The following is an 18,247-nucleotide window of genomic DNA, read 5'->3' as shown; positions in this document are numbered from 1 at the left end:
CTACCGAATGAAGCGAATTTCAATTATGTTGTTTCTTTGTGTATGGGTGGCTTTGCCGCTTTTGGCACAGACCTATAAGTATAAGGAAATTTATAAAGATCTCCCTTTTGCTATGCCTGAAGTGAAAGCACCTCAGTTTCCTGACCGCAAGGTTTCTTTGAAGGACTTTGGTGCTGTTGGTAATGGGGTGGACCTCTGTACGGAAGCATTTGCTAAAGCGATAGATGCACTTTCTGCCAAAGGAGGTGGACGTCTGATAGTACCTGCCGGTATCTGGCTGACCGGACCGATTGTTTTGAAAAGTAATATTAATCTTCATATTGAGAAAGGAGCTGTGATTCTTTTCTCTCCGGATGTTGAACTTTATCCGTTGGTAGAAACGGTGTTTGAAGGATTAGACACCCGCCGTTGTCAGTCACCTGTTTCAGGACGTAATCTGACTAATGTGGCTATTACCGGACAAGGAGCAATAGATGGAAACGGTCATTACTGGCGTCCTTTGAAACGTGAGAAAGTGACAGAAAGTGTCTGGAAACAAACCATTGCCCGGGGTGGGGTTTATAAGCGTCCTACTTATTGGTTTCCATATCCGCAAACACTTAAAGGAGATACTATCAGCAATATGAATGTTCCTCAGAATTTAAAGACGGAGGAAGAGTGGCAGAGCGTACGTCATTTCCTGCGTCCGGTGATGGTAAGTCTGATAGAGTGTAAAAATGTCTGGTTTCAGGGGGTGATCTTTCAAAATTCTCCGGCATGGAATCTACACCCTCTGATGTGTGAGAATGTTTTGGTAGAGGATATACAGGTGCGTAACCCGAGTTATGCTCAGAATGGTGACGGGCTTGATTTGGAATCCTGTAAAAATGCGTTGATTGTGAATTCCACATTTGATGTAGGAGATGATGGTATCTGTTTGAAAAGTGGAAAGGATGAAGACGGACGTCGTCGCGCCCGTCCTTGTGAGAACGTTGTAGTAGATGGCTGTACGGTATTTAAAGGACATGGTGGTTTTGTTGTAGGCAGCGAGATGAGTGGTGGAGTACGTAATGTTTCCGTTAGTAATTGTCAGTTTTTGGGGACGGATGTCGGACTGCGTTTCAAGAGTAAGCGGGGACGCGGGGGAGTTGTTGAGAATATCTGGATACGTAATGTTTCTATGATGGATATCCCGACGGAACCTGTGACTTTCAATCTTTACTATGGAGGTAAGTCTGCTGTTGAAGTATTAGAGAGCGGTGAGAAGATTCCTGCAAAAGTTGACCCGTTACCGATAGACGATACTACTCCTTGTTTTCGTAATATTCATATTTCGAATCTGGTATGTTCCAATGCACGCCGGGCGCTGTTTTTTAATGGTATACCAGAGATGCCAATTGATGGTATAACGCTTGAGAATCTGGATATTACTTCTCAGATAGGAGCCGAATTTATCTATAGTCGCAATATTACTTTGAAGAATGTGACAATACATAATAAAGAAGGTGAAAAGTTCATTACCCGCTTTTGTGAGGGGGTGAGCCAAATTGTCAAATAAGACACCCTTTATATCAAAATGTGCAGCGCAAATAGGGGAGGAATCCCCTATTTTTGTATCATTAAAAGTATTACTCACAATAATTGAATGTATACCATGAAGAACCTGACTTGCCTGATAGGAGTATTCCTGTCTGTTATAAGTTTCACCGTTACAGCACAAACTGCCAATATCCCTGATTTCCCTTGGATGAAGGAGGTTGGTGCTAAGACTTTTCCTGTACAACAAACCATTTATAACGTAGCCGATTACGGTGCCAAAGGAGATGCATTGGAAATGAATACCGCTGCTATTCAGAAAGCGATTGACGCTGCTGAGCAGGCAGGAGGAGGTATTGTTACTTTTAGTCCGGGAATTTATCTGACCGGTGCTCTCTTTGTTGGTAATAATGTCAATTTTAATATCCCCAAAGGAACTACGCTTATCGGTTCGCAGGACATTAATGATTATAAGAAAATAGATACACGTGTGGCCGGTGTAGAAATGAACTGGCCTTCGGCATTGGTTAATATAATAGGTAAGAAGAATGCTGCGATTTCCGGTGATGGAGTAATTAACGGTCGCGGCAAAGTTTTCTGGGACAAGTATCGTTCGATGCGGAAAGAATACGATCCGAAAGGATTACGCTGGATTGTTGACTATGATTGTGAACGTCCGCGGGGTATTCTTATCGCCGAATGTGAGAATGTAACAGTAGAAAACATAGTGCTTTATCAGCCGGGTTTCTGGAGCTTACACATTTTGTATAGTAAGTATGTTACTGTCGACGGAATTATTATTAGTAATAATATTGAAGGTCGTGGTCCCAGTACAGATGGTATAGACATCGATTCTTCAGAATATATATTGGTACAAAACTCGAATATCAATTGCAATGATGATAATTTTTGTCTGAAAGCAGGCCGTGACAGTGATGGTCTACGGGTGAATCGTCCTTGCCGTTACGTCGTGATTCGTGATTGCATTGCCGGACATGGAGACGGATTATTTACTTGTGGTAGTGAAACTTCGGGTGGTATCAGCAACATTGTGGCTTATAATATGACAGGTATGGGCACAAAATATGGATTACGTTTCAAGAGTACCTGTCAGCGTGGCGGTGTAATAGAAGACATCTATCTTTGCAACATTGAAATGATTGGAGTACGCGATCCGTTTGTGGTCGATCTGAACTGGCATCCGGCTTATAGTACTTCAAAGTTGCCTGAAGGTTACGATGAAAAAAGTGTTCCGGCACACTGGATTAAGATGTTGACTCCGGTAGATCCTAAACAAGGAACCCCCAAATTCCGTAATGTACATTTTATAAATGTAACTGCTACCAACGCACAAACCTGTATCAAGGTGTCCGGTATAGAGAATAGTACAATTGATGGATTTAACTTTGATAATGTACATTTCAGTGGGGAGAATGCAGGAACCATTTCATGGGCAAAAGACTGGAAGGTGAATAACTTTTCTGTAAATGCTAAAAGTAAACTGAAACTTGAACATAACAAGAATGTAGATATCACAAAATAAACACGTAATACAGACATGAAGAACTATTTTTTTGCGGTCGATCTGGGGGCTACCAGCGGACGTACTATTTTAGGCTCTTTTTCGGATAAGGGATTGGAGCTGGAAGAGATAAATCGTTTTCCCAATCAGCTTATTGAAGTAAGAGGACATTATTATTGGGATATTTATGCTCTTTATCAGTCGGTTATAGATGGACTGAAATTGGTAGCGAAACGGAATGTATCTATTACTTCCATTGGCATTGATACCTGGGGTGTTGATTTTGTCTGTGTAGGTAAAGATGGACATTTGTTGCGTCAACCCTATGCTTATCGTGACCCTCATACGGACGGAGCACCAGAAGCTCTCTTTACCCGCGTTCCCCGCAGCCGGGTGTATGGCTTGACAGGTATTCAAGTGATGAATTTTAATTCTCTGTTTCAACTTGATACGCTACGCGGCAATAGTGACAGTGCATTGGCTGTTGCCGATAAAATATTATTTATTCCGGATGCTTTGAGTTATATGTTGACAGGCGAAATGGTGACAGAATACACTATTGCCAGTACGGCACAGCTGGTCAATGCCCAAACCCGGAAGTTAGAGCCGGAATTGTTGGAAGTGGTCGGACTGACTGAAGAACATTTCGGACGTTTCGTTTATCCGGGTGAACAAGTAGGAGTGTTGACAAAAGAGATACAGAAGCTTACCGGGCTGGGAGCTATTCCGGTTATCGCTGTAGCAGGACATGATACTGCTTCTGCTGTAGCTGCCGTTCCGGCACTGAATCGTAATTTTGCTTATTTAAGTAGCGGCACGTGGTCACTTATGGGAGTAGAAACGGATGCTCCGGTAATCACAGAAGAGACAGAACGCTTGAACTTCACCAATGAAGGTGGAGTAGCAGGTACGATTCGTCTGTTGAAAAACATATGTGGTATGTGGCTACTCGAGCGTTGTCGTACAGGTTGGGAAAATATTTCTTATCCGGAATTGATAGCTGAAGCCGAGGAAGCTGAACCTTTCCGTAGTCTGATTAATCCGGATGACGCTTGTTTTGCCAACCCTGCTGATATGCAGGAGGCGATTTGCCGGTACTGTGCAGAAACCAATCAGCCTGTACCAGAAACACGCGGACAAATTGTACGTTGTATTTTTGAGAGTCTGGCGCTTCGCTATCGTCAGGTATTGGAGAATCTATGTAATTTGTCTCCTATGCCGATAGAGACGCTTCATGTAATCGGCGGAGGAAGCCGGAATGAACTATTGAACCAGTTTACTGCCAATGCAATCGGCATTCCGGTTATAGCCGGTCCTTCGGAAGCTACTGCCATTGGAAATGTTATGATACAGGCTATGACAGCAGGTGAGGCGGAAGATATAAAAGGAATGCGACAACTTATTCACAACTCTATTCCTTTGAAAACTTATCAACCGCAAAAATCAGAGAATTGGGATACGGCTTATATTCACTTTAAACATATAATATCATGAAAGAAGAATTGATTAAAAAAGCTTATGACGTAGCCGTTGAACGCTATGCGGCTGTGGGTGTTGATACTAATAAAGCTCTTGAAGATTTACAGAAAATTTCATTGTCTTTGCATTGCTGGCAGGCAGATGATGTGGCTGGCTTCGAGTCAAACGGATCATTGAGCGGAGGTATCCAGGCTACTGGTAATTATCCGGGTAAAGCACGTAATATAGAGGAAGTTAGACAAGATATTCTGAAAGCTGCTTCATATATACCTGGTACACATCGTCTGAATCTGCACGAAATTTATGGCGATTTTGGAGGACAGTTTGTGGACCGTGATCAGGTAGAACCGAAACATTTTGAAAGTTGGATACAGTGGGGAGCAGAACACGGAATGAAATTGGATTTCAATTCCACCTCTTTCTCTCATCCAAAAAGTGGAAACCTTTCCTTGTCAAATCCGAATAAAGAAATTCGTGACTTCTGGATAGAGCATACTAAACGTTGTCGTGCTATAGCTGAGGAGATGGGTAAACGTCAGGGTGATCCTTGTATTATGAACCTGTGGGTACACGATGGTAGTAAAGATATCACTGTGAACCGTTTACGTTATCGTGAATTGTTGAAAGATTCTTTGGATCAGATTTTTGCCATTGATTATAAGCATATGAAGGACTGTATTGAATCAAAAGTATTTGGTATTGGTCTGGAAAGTTATACAGTAGGTTCTAATGACTTCTATATTGGTTACGGGGCAAGTCGTAATAAAATGGTAACACTGGATACGGGTCATTTCCATCCTACTGAGAGTGTAGCCGACAAGATTTCGTCTTTGTTGCTTTATACACCCGAAATTATGTTGCATGTTAGTCGTCCTGTTCGTTGGGATAGTGATCATGTGACTATCATGAACGATGAAACACTGGATCTGGCAAAAGAAGTTGTACGTTGCAATGCACTTGATCGTGTACATATCGGTCTGGACTACTTTGATGCCAGCATTAACCGTATCGGAGCATATGTTATTGGTAGCCGTGCCACACAGAAATGTTTTCTGCAAGGTTTACTTGAACCGATTGCTAAACTTCGCGAATACGAAGCTGACGATAAATTATTCCAGCGTCTTGCTCTGCTCGAAGAATCGAAATCACTTCCGTGGAATGCTGTTTGGGATATGTTCTGCTTGAAGAATAATGTTCCTGTAGGTGAAGATTTTATCGCAGAAATAGAGAAATATGAGGTAGAAGTAACTTCAAAAAGAGGGGTGTAGTGAATTAGTGGTTAGTGGTAAGTGATGAGTGATTAGCGGGCTTCGCTGTTACTTATCACTTATCACTTACCACTCGTCACTTATTTATCGCTAATCACTAATCACTAATCAACTAATCACTAATATACATGAATACACTGATAGGACTCATTATTATTGCTATTGGAAGCTTCGGACAAAGTAGCTCGTATGTGCCTATAAATAAAGTAAAAAACTGGTCTTGGGAAAGTTTTTGGCTGGTGCAGGGGATTTTTGCATGGCTTGTATTTCCTTTGTTAGGGGCTTTGCTGGCTGTTCCTGAGGGGAGTAGCCTGATTGAGTTATGGGGCTCAGGAGGAGCTCTTCCTGCTATTATCTACGGAGTATTGTGGGGTGTTGGAGGACTTACGTTCGGACTTAGTATGCGTTATCTTGGTGTAGCTCTCGGGCAGAGTATTGCGTTAGGGACTTGTGCCGGCTTCGGTACTCTTTTCCCTGCTATTTTTGCCGGAAAGGATTTGTTTCATGGTGATGGACTGATGTTACTTATCGGTGTATGTATTACATTAGCCGGTATTGCAGTAATCGGTTATGCCGGTAGTTTGCGTTCCAAAAATATGACTGAGGAAGAGAAAAAAGCGGCTGTAAAGGACTTTGCATTAACAAAAGGTCTGCTGGTTGCTTTGTTGGCAGGTGTAATGAGTGCTTGTTTTGCTCTCGGGCTGGATGCGGGAATTCCTATCAAAGAAGCGGCTCTTACCGGTGGTGTAGAAGCTCTGTATGCAGGATTGCCTGTTATTTTCCTTGTTACTTTGGGTGGCTTTTGTACAAATGCTGTATATTGTATTCAACAGAATATTAAAAATAAAACGGGTAAAGAATATTTCTCTGTTAAAGGAGGTCAGCTGATTAATAATTTGTTATTTTGTGCGTTGGCTGGAGTACTATGGTATTCTCAGTTCTTTGGTTTGGAAATGGGAAAGAGTTTTCTGACAGATAGTCCTGTTTTGCTGGCATTCTCCTGGAGTATCCTGATGTCTTTAAATGTTACTTTCAGTAACGTTTGGGGGATTATTCTCAAAGAATGGAAAGGGGCAAGCAGTTCAACAATCGGAACATTGATTTTAGGGTTGGTGATACTCATCTCTTCCATTATAGTGGTTGCTATGGCACAAACCTAAAGGAATTTGCGATTTTACTATTTACGATTGAAAAATGTCTGTAACCAATAATAAATCAGGTAACTTCAATCGTCAAATCGTAAATCGTCAAATCGTAAATCATTTTGTTTTTTCAATCGTAAATCGTTAAATCGTAAATAATAAAGATGAAATCAATTTTAGAAAATCGTCCGGCTCTTACAAATGAAGTGAACAAAGCCGCTGAGGTAGCCGGATACCTCTGGCAAAAAGGATGGGCCGAACGTAATGGTGGTAATATTGTAGTGAATATTACAGAATTTGTAGATGATGAAATCCGCGCTCTGGCTCCTATTAGTGAAGTGAAGGCTATTGGTACTGTACTTCCTTATTTGAAGGGGTGCTATTTTTATTGTAAAGGAACCAACAAGCGTATGCGTGATTTGGCTCGTTGGCCAATGGAGCACGGTTCTGTCATTCGTATTCTCGATGATTGTGCCAGCTATGTCATTATAGCCGACCAACCTGTACAACCGACTTCGGAACTTCCGTCACATTTGTGTATGCACAATTATTTGATTAGTAAAGGATCTACCTATAAGGCATCTCTTCATACGCATCCTATTGAGCTAATTGCTATGACGCATCATGAACCTTTCCTGAAGAAGGACGTGCTGACCAATCTGCTTTGGAGTATGATACCCGAAACAAAGGCTTTCTGTCCGCGTGGTCTCGGCATTATTCCTTATGCATTGCCAAGCTCTGTAGCGTTGGCTGAAGCCACCATCAAAGAATTAGATGACTATGATGTAGTGATGTGGGAAAAACATGGTGCCTGTGCGGTTGGTGAAGATATTATGGATGCGTTTGATCAGATTGATGTATTAAGTAAATCGGCTCAGATCTATATTAATGCACGCAATATGGGCTTTGTTCCCGATGGTATGAGTCAGGAACAAATGCGTGAAATGACAACAGCGTTCAATTTACCTAAATAATCATCAAAGCAGTTATATCCATGAAACGAATCTTTATATCTTGTGCTCTTTTCTTGTGTACTATTTCTCTTTCCGCTCAGACTAAAATGACGGCAAGAGAGGCTGCAGTGAAAATTGCCGATCGGATACTTAATAGTACTACGTACGAATTTAAGAACACTAAGACTGGAGAGGTTTATAAATCAGTGAAGAAACTTCCTCTGTCAATGGATGTGAAAGTGGCTTGTAAATACAATAATTGGCACTACACGAATGGGGTTACTAATATCGCATTGATGGAACTTGCCGATAAAGTAGGTGATCAGAAGTATGACAAGTACGTATTGAAGAATATGAATTTTGTCTTCAATGAAGGTAATCTTGACTTTTTCCGTCGCCAGTATGATCAGGCTTTCAAAGAAGGAGGTTGGAATGCAATTCGCAAGCTAAGCTGGCATATGATTTTCCGTGCTAAACGTTTGGATGATAATGGGCCGATGGGTGCCAGTTTGATTGATTTACAGATGCGTCACCCTAACGAGGCTTTTCTTAACTATGTGAATGAAACGGCAGATCATTTGAATTATGCCGAGCCTCGCCTGGTAGATGGAACGATTGCCCGTCTTTGGCCGCACGTCAATACAATTTGGGCAGATGATGCTTTCATGGCTATCTCTTTCCTGGCCCGTATGGGGAAAATGACTGGTGATGAAAAGTATTTTAATGATGCTGCCAATCAGGTGCTGAACTATACCCGTTATTTGTGGTGTCCGGAAAAGAATATCTATTATCATTGTTACCATACCGATAACAAGGAACATGGTGTTGCTCACTGGAGTCGTGCCAATGGGTGGGTGTTTATGGCACAGGCCGATTTGCTTAGTATGATGCCGAAAGATCATCCGATGCGGGAGGCGGTTATTGAGAATTTCCGCCAACAGGCTAGTGGTGTTGCCCGCTATCAGGGGAAAAATGGTTTGTGGCATCAGCTACTTGATAAAGAAGATTCTTACGAAGAGATCACTGGGACAGCCATGTTTGTTTTTGGTATTGCCCGTGGTGTAAAAGAAGGTTGGTTACATCCTGACTTTATTTATGTAGCAGAGCAGGGATTGAAAGGTATGATGAAGAAGATAACGGATGAGGGGGATGTAACTGCAATTTGTGTAGGTACAGGTATTATGCCTTCTGTCTCTTATTATTACAATCGTCCAACTCAAGAGAATGATCCGATGGGAGAAGGCCCCGTACTTCGTGCGCTGATTGAAATGATTGATGCACCGAAATATACTGAAATAAAGGCAGAAGAACAGTATGATAAAATAGTATTAAAAAAGTAATATATATTTTAAATATATAGTTCTTTGTTTTTTATTTATTACCCTCTTTTTATAAGTATGATATACTTGTAGGAAGGGGGTAATATTGTATTTATTTATTATTGTTTATTGTGTTGTTTTGGTTTTGAATTTAGTGTCTGTGTGGTGATAATCAAAATTTATATCTAAAGTGCCAAAAACAATAATATGCTCTTTTCTCTCATTGCCTATTTTTGCCTCGTCATTTAATATATAATAATATGAAAAACTTTACTTCAATCGTGGGAGCCTTTGCTTTGGCTCTTTTTCCTCTCTTGCCTGTGGCGGCACAGTCTGTTACCGAACCACAATTAGCTTTTCCCGGTGCAGAAGGATTTGGCCGTTATGCTGTTGGTGGTCGTTATGGCGAAGTTTACCACGTGACTAACCTGAATGATTCGGGTGAAGGTTCTTTGCGTGATGCAGTGAGCCAACCTAATCGAATTGTGGTTTTCGATGTGTCGGGTGTAATCCATGCCAAATCAGTTATTCCTTTTGCTAAGAATTTGACTATTGCAGCTCAGACAGCTCCCGGAAATGGTATTGTGATCTATGGAAATCGTGTCTCTTTTTCGGGAGCAGATAATATTATCTGCCGTTATCTGCGAGTACGTTATGGTTATGAGGAATCTCCGGGTGGATATGTAGATGCAGCTGGAGTTGCTTTTGGTTCAAATATGATTTTTGATCATTTGTCGGTGACCTGGGGTACTGATGAATGTTTCTCCATCAATGGTGACTCTAAACGTCCGGATGATCAGCCCCGTAATATCACTATTCAGAACTCAATTATGGGTCAGGGGTTGTGGGACCACTCTTGCGGTGGCTTGATGCAGACCTCTGATGAGAATGGTATTACACTTTTCCGTAACCTTTATATTGATAACAAAACACGTAATAATAAAGTGAAAGGGCTTAACCAGTTCGTCAATAATGTAATCTATAACTGGGGCGATGGTGGCGCTTATATTATGGGTGATACAGACGCGGCTTCACTTGCGGATATTCAGAATAATTATTTTATTGAAGGTAAGAGTGAACGCTATCTGGTACGTTATAATGGAGGGACTCCTGAAAATCCCGTTACCCAGTCTTTTAAGCCGACTGTCCCTTTTACACGTGCCAAACCTGCTTTTGTAACTTATTTTGCAGGTAATTACTTTGACAATAACAGAGATGGTAAATTGGATGGACGTTTACTGACACGTGAGGATTGTAACCGTTATCAGCCGGATAGTGCTATTCCTGAAGGAGGTCAGCAACTTACACCTACATTTTTGGATGAACCCTCAGAGAAACATCCGGTAATTGGTGCTAAAATGACCGCTGAAGAAGCTTATCATTGGATTGTTGGTAACGTCGGAGCAACCCTTCCTGTACGTGACAAAGTAGATGCATATATGATTGATGAATTGACGTCTTTAGGTATTAAGGGGCAGATAATAGATACGGAAATGTCATTGCCAACCCGTGGCCCGGGTGAAATCTTGAGAGGTGAAAAACTCCCGGATACCGATAATGACGGTATACCTGATGCTTGGGAAGAACAGAATGGTCTCGACAAGAATGACCCGACAGACGCTATGAAGATTGCAGCTAACGGTTATGCCAATATTGAAAATTACATTAATAGTATTGATGCACCGATGCCTTTTCTGGCATGTCCTTCAACGATGGAAGCGACAGCGGATCATACTACTATTACACTTTCATGGAAAGATTATTCAGATGAAGAAGAGGGCTATATATTGGAGCAACGTGACACGCAGGGTACTTTCGTCGAAGTGGCAAAATTACCGGCTAATACTACTTCTCATACTGTTTCAGATCTGACACCGGGCGTACTGTATGCGTTCCGTCTTAAAGCTTATAATGCTACAATGGAGTCAGTATATTCCGATGTGTTGGAGATAACAACAAAACGTTTGCTTGTAGCACCTGATCAATGTATTGAACCGTCTCCGGAGATAGATGCTATCCTTTCTTTTAATGCTTCGAAAGATATCACACTTTCCTGGAAGAACGAAACGCATCCTGATAATGGTGTTACTACTTATAAGGTATATGTCGGCACAGACAAGAATAAATTGGAATGTATCTCTGGTGCAGAAGCACAGGAAGCTGCTTCATTTACATTGAAAGCTGATCCTTCAAAGACTTATTATTGGCGTGTTGATGCTCTTAATGTGAAAAACGAAGTAACAATAGGTGCAATTTGGAGTTTCACGACTCAGACATTGGATGCAAAAGAACCGATCATGTACTTGTCATTAGATGGGACATTAAAGAATTCTGCAGATGTTACCGGAGCAAAAGATGCCGAATTGGTTGAACTGGAGCCAACTTACGTAGCAGGAAAAAATGAACAGGGACTTTTGTTGGAAAACGTGGTGACTGGCTCTTGTATCTCCGTACCCTATTATGAAGGAATGAAATTTGAAGGAGGTAGTGGCACGGCAGACCCGGCAGCTTCGTTCTCTGTATCTATGTGGGTGAAGTCTGACGGTTTTTGTCCCGTAGATGGAAAAGGATTCTTATTCCATAAAGGTACATTTAAAGATAGTAAAGGCAAGGCAAGATGGTGTGGTGCGGAAATACGTAACAATGAACTTTACTTTGCAGTTAGTCAGAATGGAACAAAGCATGAGGTAAAGTTGGCATCAGGTGATGTATTCAAAAATATCTTTAATAATGAGTGGCATCATTTAGTATTTGTACGTAGCCATGAAGATCAGGCATTGATTGCTTATTGTGATGGCAAACTCTTGGGAAAAAGAGATTCCAATCGTGCTTATATGAATTCTGAAGTGGGTATTGTTTTTGGTAATGTGATGGAAAACCTCAATGAACCGTTTGCCGGAACATTAGACGAACTAAAGCTGTTCCGTGGAACTTTGATAGCAGAGGAAGCTGCCAATCTGTTTGAAACAGGAAATACAGCAGGTATTCCTACCGGTATTAACCAGGAACTCGCTACAAACGGTGAGCTGGGCATTTATCCTTCTCCGTTCTTCAATCACTTCTATGTAGTAGTTCCGCAAGAAGAGGTTTTGGTAAAGGTGTGCCTATATGACGCTTCTGGTCGGCTGGCATTATCCCGTGAAGTAAAAGCTGATAATGGTACAGCTTATATCGGTGAGTTGAATGAATTGGCTGGTGGTATTTATGTTGTATCTGTAGAAACTTCTACAGGTATAATGAGTAAAACAGCTTTGAAAAAATAAGATGTTTTACTTATTGATTTACTCGGGTTATTTTTACCGGAATCGGAATCTCCGATAAAGATTTAAAGTAGAATGATAATTCGAAGGGTATATAATTTGTGTTACTTTTTACGAAAATCCATATTGATCTTACGTTTCAATAACAATCATTGCTTATTGTGTCTTCCCGTACGGGAGGTACTCAAAAACAAATAAGACAATATTCTGTAGGAAAGTAGACTGTATCTTTAGGATATCCGGTGTTTTAAGGTATAAAATGTACTCCGGTATAAAACAAAGTATACCCTATAGATTAACAATCATTCTATTTCTGATGCCGTTTACTTTTATTTTCCTCCCCTCATGCTATGTATCTCCTGCATATGGATGTTTTATCATGGTGTGAGGGGATGTTGCAAAATAGCTGGTGGATACAACTTTCTCTTTCTCCCGTGCTGGAAGCACAACTTTCATACTAATCTGTATTAGAACTATCTATTCCTGTATAAAACGGTTTTTGTTGTTGCTGAAAACTCATTAAGAAGTTTTAGGAATTTTGAGTGGTTTGATATCTTCCTTCTTAATTTTAAATCATAAAAATCAATTTTTGTATCAATTCAGCCAAAATTTACATGGTGCCGTGTTCGATAACTGCGTATTTTTGTAGCGGTATCAATATAACTAATATTGAGCTATTGTTAAACTAATAATTTAAAAACTATGAGAAAGAATACTTTTCTTAGTGTAGCGCTTTTAGTAGCGTCTGTATCAATTGTCAATGCGCAGGAACTTGTTTGGCAAAATTCGTATGGGACAGGTGTTTGGGGAGTTTCATCGTCAGAGTGGGGAAAAGATTACGGAGGTGGCTTTCTCCTTCCTAACGGATGGGATAATGGTTCTACGGCTATTTTTAATGGTAGTGGAAAATTTACTGATGAAGAAGGGAATTCTGTAGCAACAGAGTCTATTAAGTTGAATGGTGAAATGGAAGTAGCCGATATAAAAGTTAGTGGAGATAAGAATTACTCTATTTCTTATCAGGCAGAAAAGACTACTGATAAAATAGTGGGTGAAGGTATGCTTTTGAAAGAAGGTACAGGAGACTTTGTTTTAAATATTTTAAATGAATTAAAGGGTGGTACTGTTGTACGCAACGGACGTGTTATTATGGATAAAGCTGACTCTCCTAATGCTTTTGGAAGTAAAGTTTCACTTGAAGGTGGTACAATAGGTTTAGCTATGAGTGATAATAAGAATACTCTTAAATATTCTGCTGCTCCTATTATTGTACCAGAGGAAAAGACGGGAAGTATAACAGCTGGACGCTATGTATATTTGTTAAATGAGTTTTCTGGTAAAGGGAAATTGACTATTAATTCAGGTGGTGAACGTGTCGGTTTTACCGAAGACTTTGCAGGAAAAACCAATATGGTAGGTCTGGATGGTTTTGAAGGTGAATTATTGGTTGGGGCGAATCATGATGCTGCTCTTGCACCTTCTTATAGAGCTCTATTTTTGAACTCTACAAAGAAATTTGATGATTTTATTGCGGCAGGAGACTTTAGTGGAGATTTGTATGGAGTGGATTCTACTTTTGTAAATACGAAAGTTACTTTGTTGGAGGGAGCTGGCTTTACAAGTGGCAGTGGTAACCGTTGTTATGCAATTGGTGAATTGAATGCAGAAGAAGGTGCTTGGCTAGGTGGATATGTGAAGAATTCTAATTCTCCGGATATTACTTATGCATTGGGATATTCTAATACGGATGTGACACTTCCGGTTACAATTTTTGATCCAGGAGCAAAGGCTTACAACTGGGTTCGCTTAATAAAAATGGGTACAGGTACTTATACTTTTACAGGTGTGAATGAGAAACCGTCGGCTGTATTTAAAGGTTTGTTTATAAATAAAGGTTGTGCTTACATAAACATCCCTATTACCGAAACTGGTGTGGCACTTGATAGAGTAACGAAAGGACCTGCTGCAATGACTATTTATTCAAATGCAGTAGGAGGTGGTAATGGACGCCTTGTCGGAGGTATTGTTGTCGAAGGTGGTAAGCTTGAGGTTGGCTATATGGGTATCGGAGAACTGATGTTGGCTGATATTAATAATGGTACTCAGAAATCTCCATTGACAGTGAAGAATGATGGTGTGGTTGAGTTTGAGATATCTTCAGTAACAAGTTATGATAAATTGACTACCAATAGTACTGCTACATTCAATGGCAATACAATTGTAGTGAAAGCAGCTGAGTCTTTAGATGTGAAGAACGGTGATACATTTACTATTTTGGATGCTGCCGTTAATCCGGCTGACGACACATATAAGATCGAGTATCAGGGATTTCCGGCCAGCTTGACTTTTACTGCTGAAAAGGTAGAATACCAATCAGGTACAAAAACAGAAGGTGAAGGCGACGATGCCGTAGAAGTTCCGGTTATGGGTTATAAAATAGTATTGACAGCAAGTGGTTCCGGGTCCGGTACAGGTATTGAAGCTTCTGAAGTTGCTAACGAAGTATCTGTTTATGTACAAGATGGTAATATTGTAGTGAATGGTACAGGGATTGAATATGTGACAGTATTAAACAACCAAGGTATGCCGGTTGCAAACTCCGATTCGACACTTATTCCGGTAAATGCAATGAAAAATGGAATGTATCTTGTAAAAGTGAAAACAAATAAAGGTATAGTTGTTAAAAAGATTGTGTTATAAGTCTTTTGTTTAAAGGGTAAAGAGAGGCGGTTGTGAAAATAGAACCGTCTCCTCTTTTTATTCTTATTTCTGATACTTATTTTTTGTAACCTTGGAAATATTATTACGTACTAATGAGAAACATGTTATTTCTTTCCTGCGTATTATTCTTCAAATAATTATTGATAAAACTATGTTATATAAGAGACTTGTTATCACATTGCTCTTCCCTCTTTGTATGGGAACAATGTATGCACAACAGTTGGCCTTTCCTGGTGCTGAAGGCTATGGACGTTTTGCCAAAGGGGCAAGAGCCAGTGAATCTCCGGAAATATACCATGTAACCAATCTTGATGATTCAGGTAAAGGTTCCTTACGTGATGCTGTAAGTCAACCCAATCGCATTATCGTATTTGATGTGGCAGGAGTGATAAAACTGAAATCTCGTCTGGTATTTTCAAAGAATCTTACAATTGCCGGACAAACGGCTCCAGGAGAAGGAGTGGTGGTTTATGGTAATGGAGTTTCCTTTTCTGCTGCCGAGAATATCATTGTTCGTTATTTGCGTATACGAATGGGCATTGGTGGTACCAGTGGAGCCGATGCTGCTGGCATTGCTAATGGTGGTAATATGATATTTGATCATGTATCTGCTACATGGGGATTGGATGAGAACTTCTCAATAAACTGGGATAGTAAAGGTTTTGAGCCTTATAATATTACTATTCAGAATTCTATCATTGGGCAAGGAATTATGGTACATGCATGCGGAGGTCTTATCCAAACAAATGGGGGAGTTACTTTGTATCGTAATCTTTATATTGATAATAAAACTCGTAATCCTAAAGTAAAAGGGTTGAATCAGTTTGTCAATAATGTGGTTTATAATTGGGGAGAAGGTGGTGCCTATATTTTAGGAGATACGGAAGCTTCTTCATGGGGAGTTATTACTAATAATTACTTTATTAAAGGTCCGGTTGAAGGTACTAAGGCTTTTACGCGTGCAAAAACAGCTTTCCAGGTTTACCAAAAAGGTAATATGATTGATTACAATAAGGATGGGATACTTAATGGATATGAGGCCACCGAAGAAGATTATCGCCGTGATGCGTCCAATCCGGAAAGTGAGAATGTTACTTTTGTAAAATCGCTTGATGAATTTGATTATTCGGACTATGATAGAAGAAAATTAGTCGATGGTGAGAAAGTAGTAGTTACAACGATACCAGAAAAACATCCTGTTATCGAAGGAGAAACAACAGCGGCTGAGGCTTATGATTGGATTATTAATAGGGTAGGAGCATCTTTACCAGTACGTGATGAAGCTGATAATTATATGATTGACGAACTTCTATCATTAGGAACTAAAGGTGCTTTACTTAGTGGAGAATCAGAGTTGGGGCTTCCCAATGGGGTTGGAAATATTTTTGACGGTGAAAAAATGTTGGATACCGATAATGATGGTATGCCCGATGTTTGGGAAGATGCCAATGGATTGGATAAAAATAACCCGAATGATGCTTTGTTAATGGCTGAAAATGGATATTTGAATATTGAGAATTATGTTAATAGTATTACAACACCAATGCCATATGTTAAATATCCTACTAATTTGCAATTGACTTCTTTGAGCACAGACTATCTTTCATTTAAGTGGGTGAACAATGCACCAGAGTCTACTTCAGTAATTCTTGAGTATTCCATCGATAATAAAGATTTTACTTCAATTTCTTTAGACCCCGGCACAACTACTCATAAATTGGAGTCCTTAGCTCCTAATACCAATTATTACATTCGCCTAAAAACAGTAAACGGGGAGAAGGAATCATTATATACTTCCACCCAGGAATTTGCTACACGTGGTATTCCTGCACCTCCAATTGCTTCTGTTAATCCGATACCGGGAAACGAAACTACTATTACCGATTATACATCTGTTCGCCTTTCATGGGAGAACAAAACAGGTGCTTGGGCAGGAGCTCTTTCGTATACAGTATATTTAGGAAAATCTGTAGAGAATATGGATGTTGTGTTGACAGCATCTACTGCAAATGTAGTAACGGTTAACGTAGAGGCTGCCACTACTTATTATTGGCGCGTAGATGCAAAAAATCTGTTAGGGGATTGTAAAGGAGATGTGTGGAGTTTTACAACCGGAACAAAACCTGAGCGTGGTAAAGTTGCTTATTATTCTTTCAATGAAACAGAAGGTACTATACTTGAAAATATGTATGGTGAAAATGCTACTGCCAAAGATTTCACTCCACTATGGGTGAAAGGTATCCAAAATAATGCTGCGCAGTTTGATAAAGCGAATGCTGCTTTTGTACAGGAACATTATGATGCATTGACTTTGGGTAATGAGTCATTTTCCATTGAATTGTGGTTTAAATCTGCAGGTGGATCTGTCGATTGGTATTTGCTCCATAAGGGAAGTCACGCTACTAATAGTTATGAGGGAGCTACTGGTAAATGGTTTGGTATTCAGTATCAGAAGAATAGTAAGAATGATCGTTTGACTTGGGCTGTTGACGATGATGTAACGAAGACAGATATCAATGTGACCGGAGCGACAACTAAATATTTTAATAATGAATGGGTACATTTAGTTTGTGTACGCGATGTGGAAGAAAAGCAATTAAAAATGTATGCTAATGGTGTATTAGTAGCTTCTGGTGCTGATAAAACTGGAGATATTGGCACTATTGAGAGGATGGCAATAGGCAATTGTAACACAGCTTATGAAAATGGCTTTCAAGGATTAATGGATGAATTAACTATCTATAATGAAGCGTTAACAGCTGAAGAGGTAAGTGATCATTATAAACAAGGTACAAGTACTCATATTGAGGATATAACTACCTCAAAGACAGGATACGCCTATCCGATGCCTTTTGCGGATGATTTCTACATACCTGTAATGGGTACCGAAGATTTGACAGCACAGGTGTCTGTGATGAATACTGCCGGGCAAACCGTTTATCAGGCACAAGTAACACTTCAAGGAGGTATAGCACATGTGGCTAATGTCGGTTTTCTGCCTAAAGGATACTATGTTTATACGTTGAAAATTGACCGGAGGATATTGGTTGGTAAAATTGTGAAATAAT

The 18,247-nt window shown here is 40.1% G+C and carries 10 protein-coding genes; all 10 read left to right on the top strand.

Going from position 1 to position 18,247, the window contains the following annotated elements; genetic code table 11:
* Positions 1-7: 7 nt before the first annotated feature.
* Positions 8-1,537 (top strand): glycoside hydrolase family 28 protein, encoded by a 1,530-nt coding sequence (locus VCM39_RS19575; RefSeq protein WP_289292735.1) that lies wholly within the window; start codon positions 8-10, stop codon positions 1,535-1,537.
* 96 nt (positions 1,538-1,633) lie between these two features.
* Positions 1,634-3,058 carry a glycoside hydrolase family 28 protein gene (locus tag VCM39_RS19570; RefSeq protein WP_322933236.1) on the top strand — a complete coding sequence of 475 codons (1,425 nt, stop codon included), beginning with the start codon at positions 1,634-1,636 and terminating at the stop codon, positions 3,056-3,058.
* A 15-nt stretch (positions 3,059-3,073) separates the two neighbouring features.
* Positions 3,074-4,531, top strand: coding sequence for a rhamnulokinase (rhaB, locus tag VCM39_RS19565; RefSeq protein ID WP_289292737.1), 1,458 nt, complete (start codon positions 3,074-3,076; stop codon positions 4,529-4,531).
* Positions 4,525-5,784 (top strand): L-rhamnose isomerase, encoded by a 1,260-nt coding sequence (locus tag VCM39_RS19560; protein WP_323674000.1) that lies wholly within the window; start codon positions 4,525-4,527, stop codon positions 5,782-5,784. The genes rhaB and VCM39_RS19560 overlap by 7 nt, the downstream gene beginning before the upstream one ends.
* A 128-nt stretch (positions 5,785-5,912) precedes the next feature.
* Complete coding sequence (gene rhaT, locus VCM39_RS19555; protein WP_322933238.1) at positions 5,913-6,944, top strand: L-rhamnose/proton symporter RhaT; 1,032 nt, start codon at positions 5,913-5,915, stop codon at positions 6,942-6,944.
* 146 nt (positions 6,945-7,090) lie between these two features.
* Positions 7,091-7,900, top strand: a complete 810-nt coding sequence (rhaD, locus tag VCM39_RS19550) for a rhamnulose-1-phosphate aldolase (protein ID WP_002559058.1) — start codon at positions 7,091-7,093, stop codon at positions 7,898-7,900.
* Between the two features lie 20 nt (positions 7,901-7,920).
* Positions 7,921-9,219: a glycoside hydrolase family 105 protein gene (locus VCM39_RS19545; protein WP_322933239.1), complete on the top strand. Its 1,299-nt coding sequence runs from the start codon at positions 7,921-7,923 to the stop codon at positions 9,217-9,219.
* A gap of 239 nt (positions 9,220-9,458) precedes the next feature.
* Positions 9,459-12,461 carry a LamG-like jellyroll fold domain-containing protein gene (locus tag VCM39_RS19540; RefSeq protein ID WP_322933240.1) on the top strand — a complete coding sequence of 1,001 codons (3,003 nt, stop codon included), beginning with the start codon at positions 9,459-9,461 and terminating at the stop codon, positions 12,459-12,461.
* Between the two features lie 699 nt (positions 12,462-13,160).
* Entirely contained in the window at positions 13,161-15,158 is a 1,998-nt protein-coding gene (locus tag VCM39_RS19535) for a T9SS type A sorting domain-containing protein (protein ID WP_289292741.1), read from the top strand.
* 172 nt (positions 15,159-15,330) lie between these two features.
* Positions 15,331-18,246: a LamG-like jellyroll fold domain-containing protein gene (locus tag VCM39_RS19530; RefSeq protein WP_322933241.1), complete on the top strand. Its 2,916-nt coding sequence runs from the start codon at positions 15,331-15,333 to the stop codon at positions 18,244-18,246.
* Position 18,247 lies beyond the last annotated feature (1 nt).

Origin of the sequence: Bacteroides mucinivorans, assembly GCF_034654355.2 — a bacterium.
Lineage (GTDB): Bacteria > Bacteroidota > Bacteroidia > Bacteroidales > Bacteroidaceae > Bacteroides > Bacteroides nordii.
The sequence above is the reverse complement of the archived record's forward strand: the minus strand, read 5'-3'. Positions and strand labels throughout refer to the sequence as shown.

What these genes read in the sequence shown, in the direction of transcription:
- VCM39_RS19575 (WP_289292735.1), top strand. Translation starts at nt 8, where the DNA reads ATGAAGCGAATTTCAATTATGTTGTTTCTTTGTGTATGGGTGGCTTTG.
- VCM39_RS19570 (WP_322933236.1), top strand. Translation starts at nt 1,634, where the DNA reads ATGAAGAACCTGACTTGCCTGATAGGAGTATTCCTGTCTGTTATAAGT.
- rhaB (WP_289292737.1), top strand. Translation starts at nt 3,074, where the DNA reads ATGAAGAACTATTTTTTTGCGGTCGATCTGGGGGCTACCAGCGGACGT.
- rhaT (WP_322933238.1), top strand. Translation starts at nt 5,913, where the DNA reads ATGAATACACTGATAGGACTCATTATTATTGCTATTGGAAGCTTCGGA.
- rhaD (WP_002559058.1), top strand. Translation starts at nt 7,091, where the DNA reads ATGAAATCAATTTTAGAAAATCGTCCGGCTCTTACAAATGAAGTGAAC.
- VCM39_RS19545 (WP_322933239.1), top strand. Translation starts at nt 7,921, where the DNA reads ATGAAACGAATCTTTATATCTTGTGCTCTTTTCTTGTGTACTATTTCT.
- VCM39_RS19540 (WP_322933240.1), top strand. Translation starts at nt 9,459, where the DNA reads ATGAAAAACTTTACTTCAATCGTGGGAGCCTTTGCTTTGGCTCTTTTT.
- VCM39_RS19535 (WP_289292741.1), top strand. Translation starts at nt 13,161, where the DNA reads ATGAGAAAGAATACTTTTCTTAGTGTAGCGCTTTTAGTAGCGTCTGTA.
- VCM39_RS19530 (WP_322933241.1), top strand. Translation starts at nt 15,331, where the DNA reads ATGTTATATAAGAGACTTGTTATCACATTGCTCTTCCCTCTTTGTATG.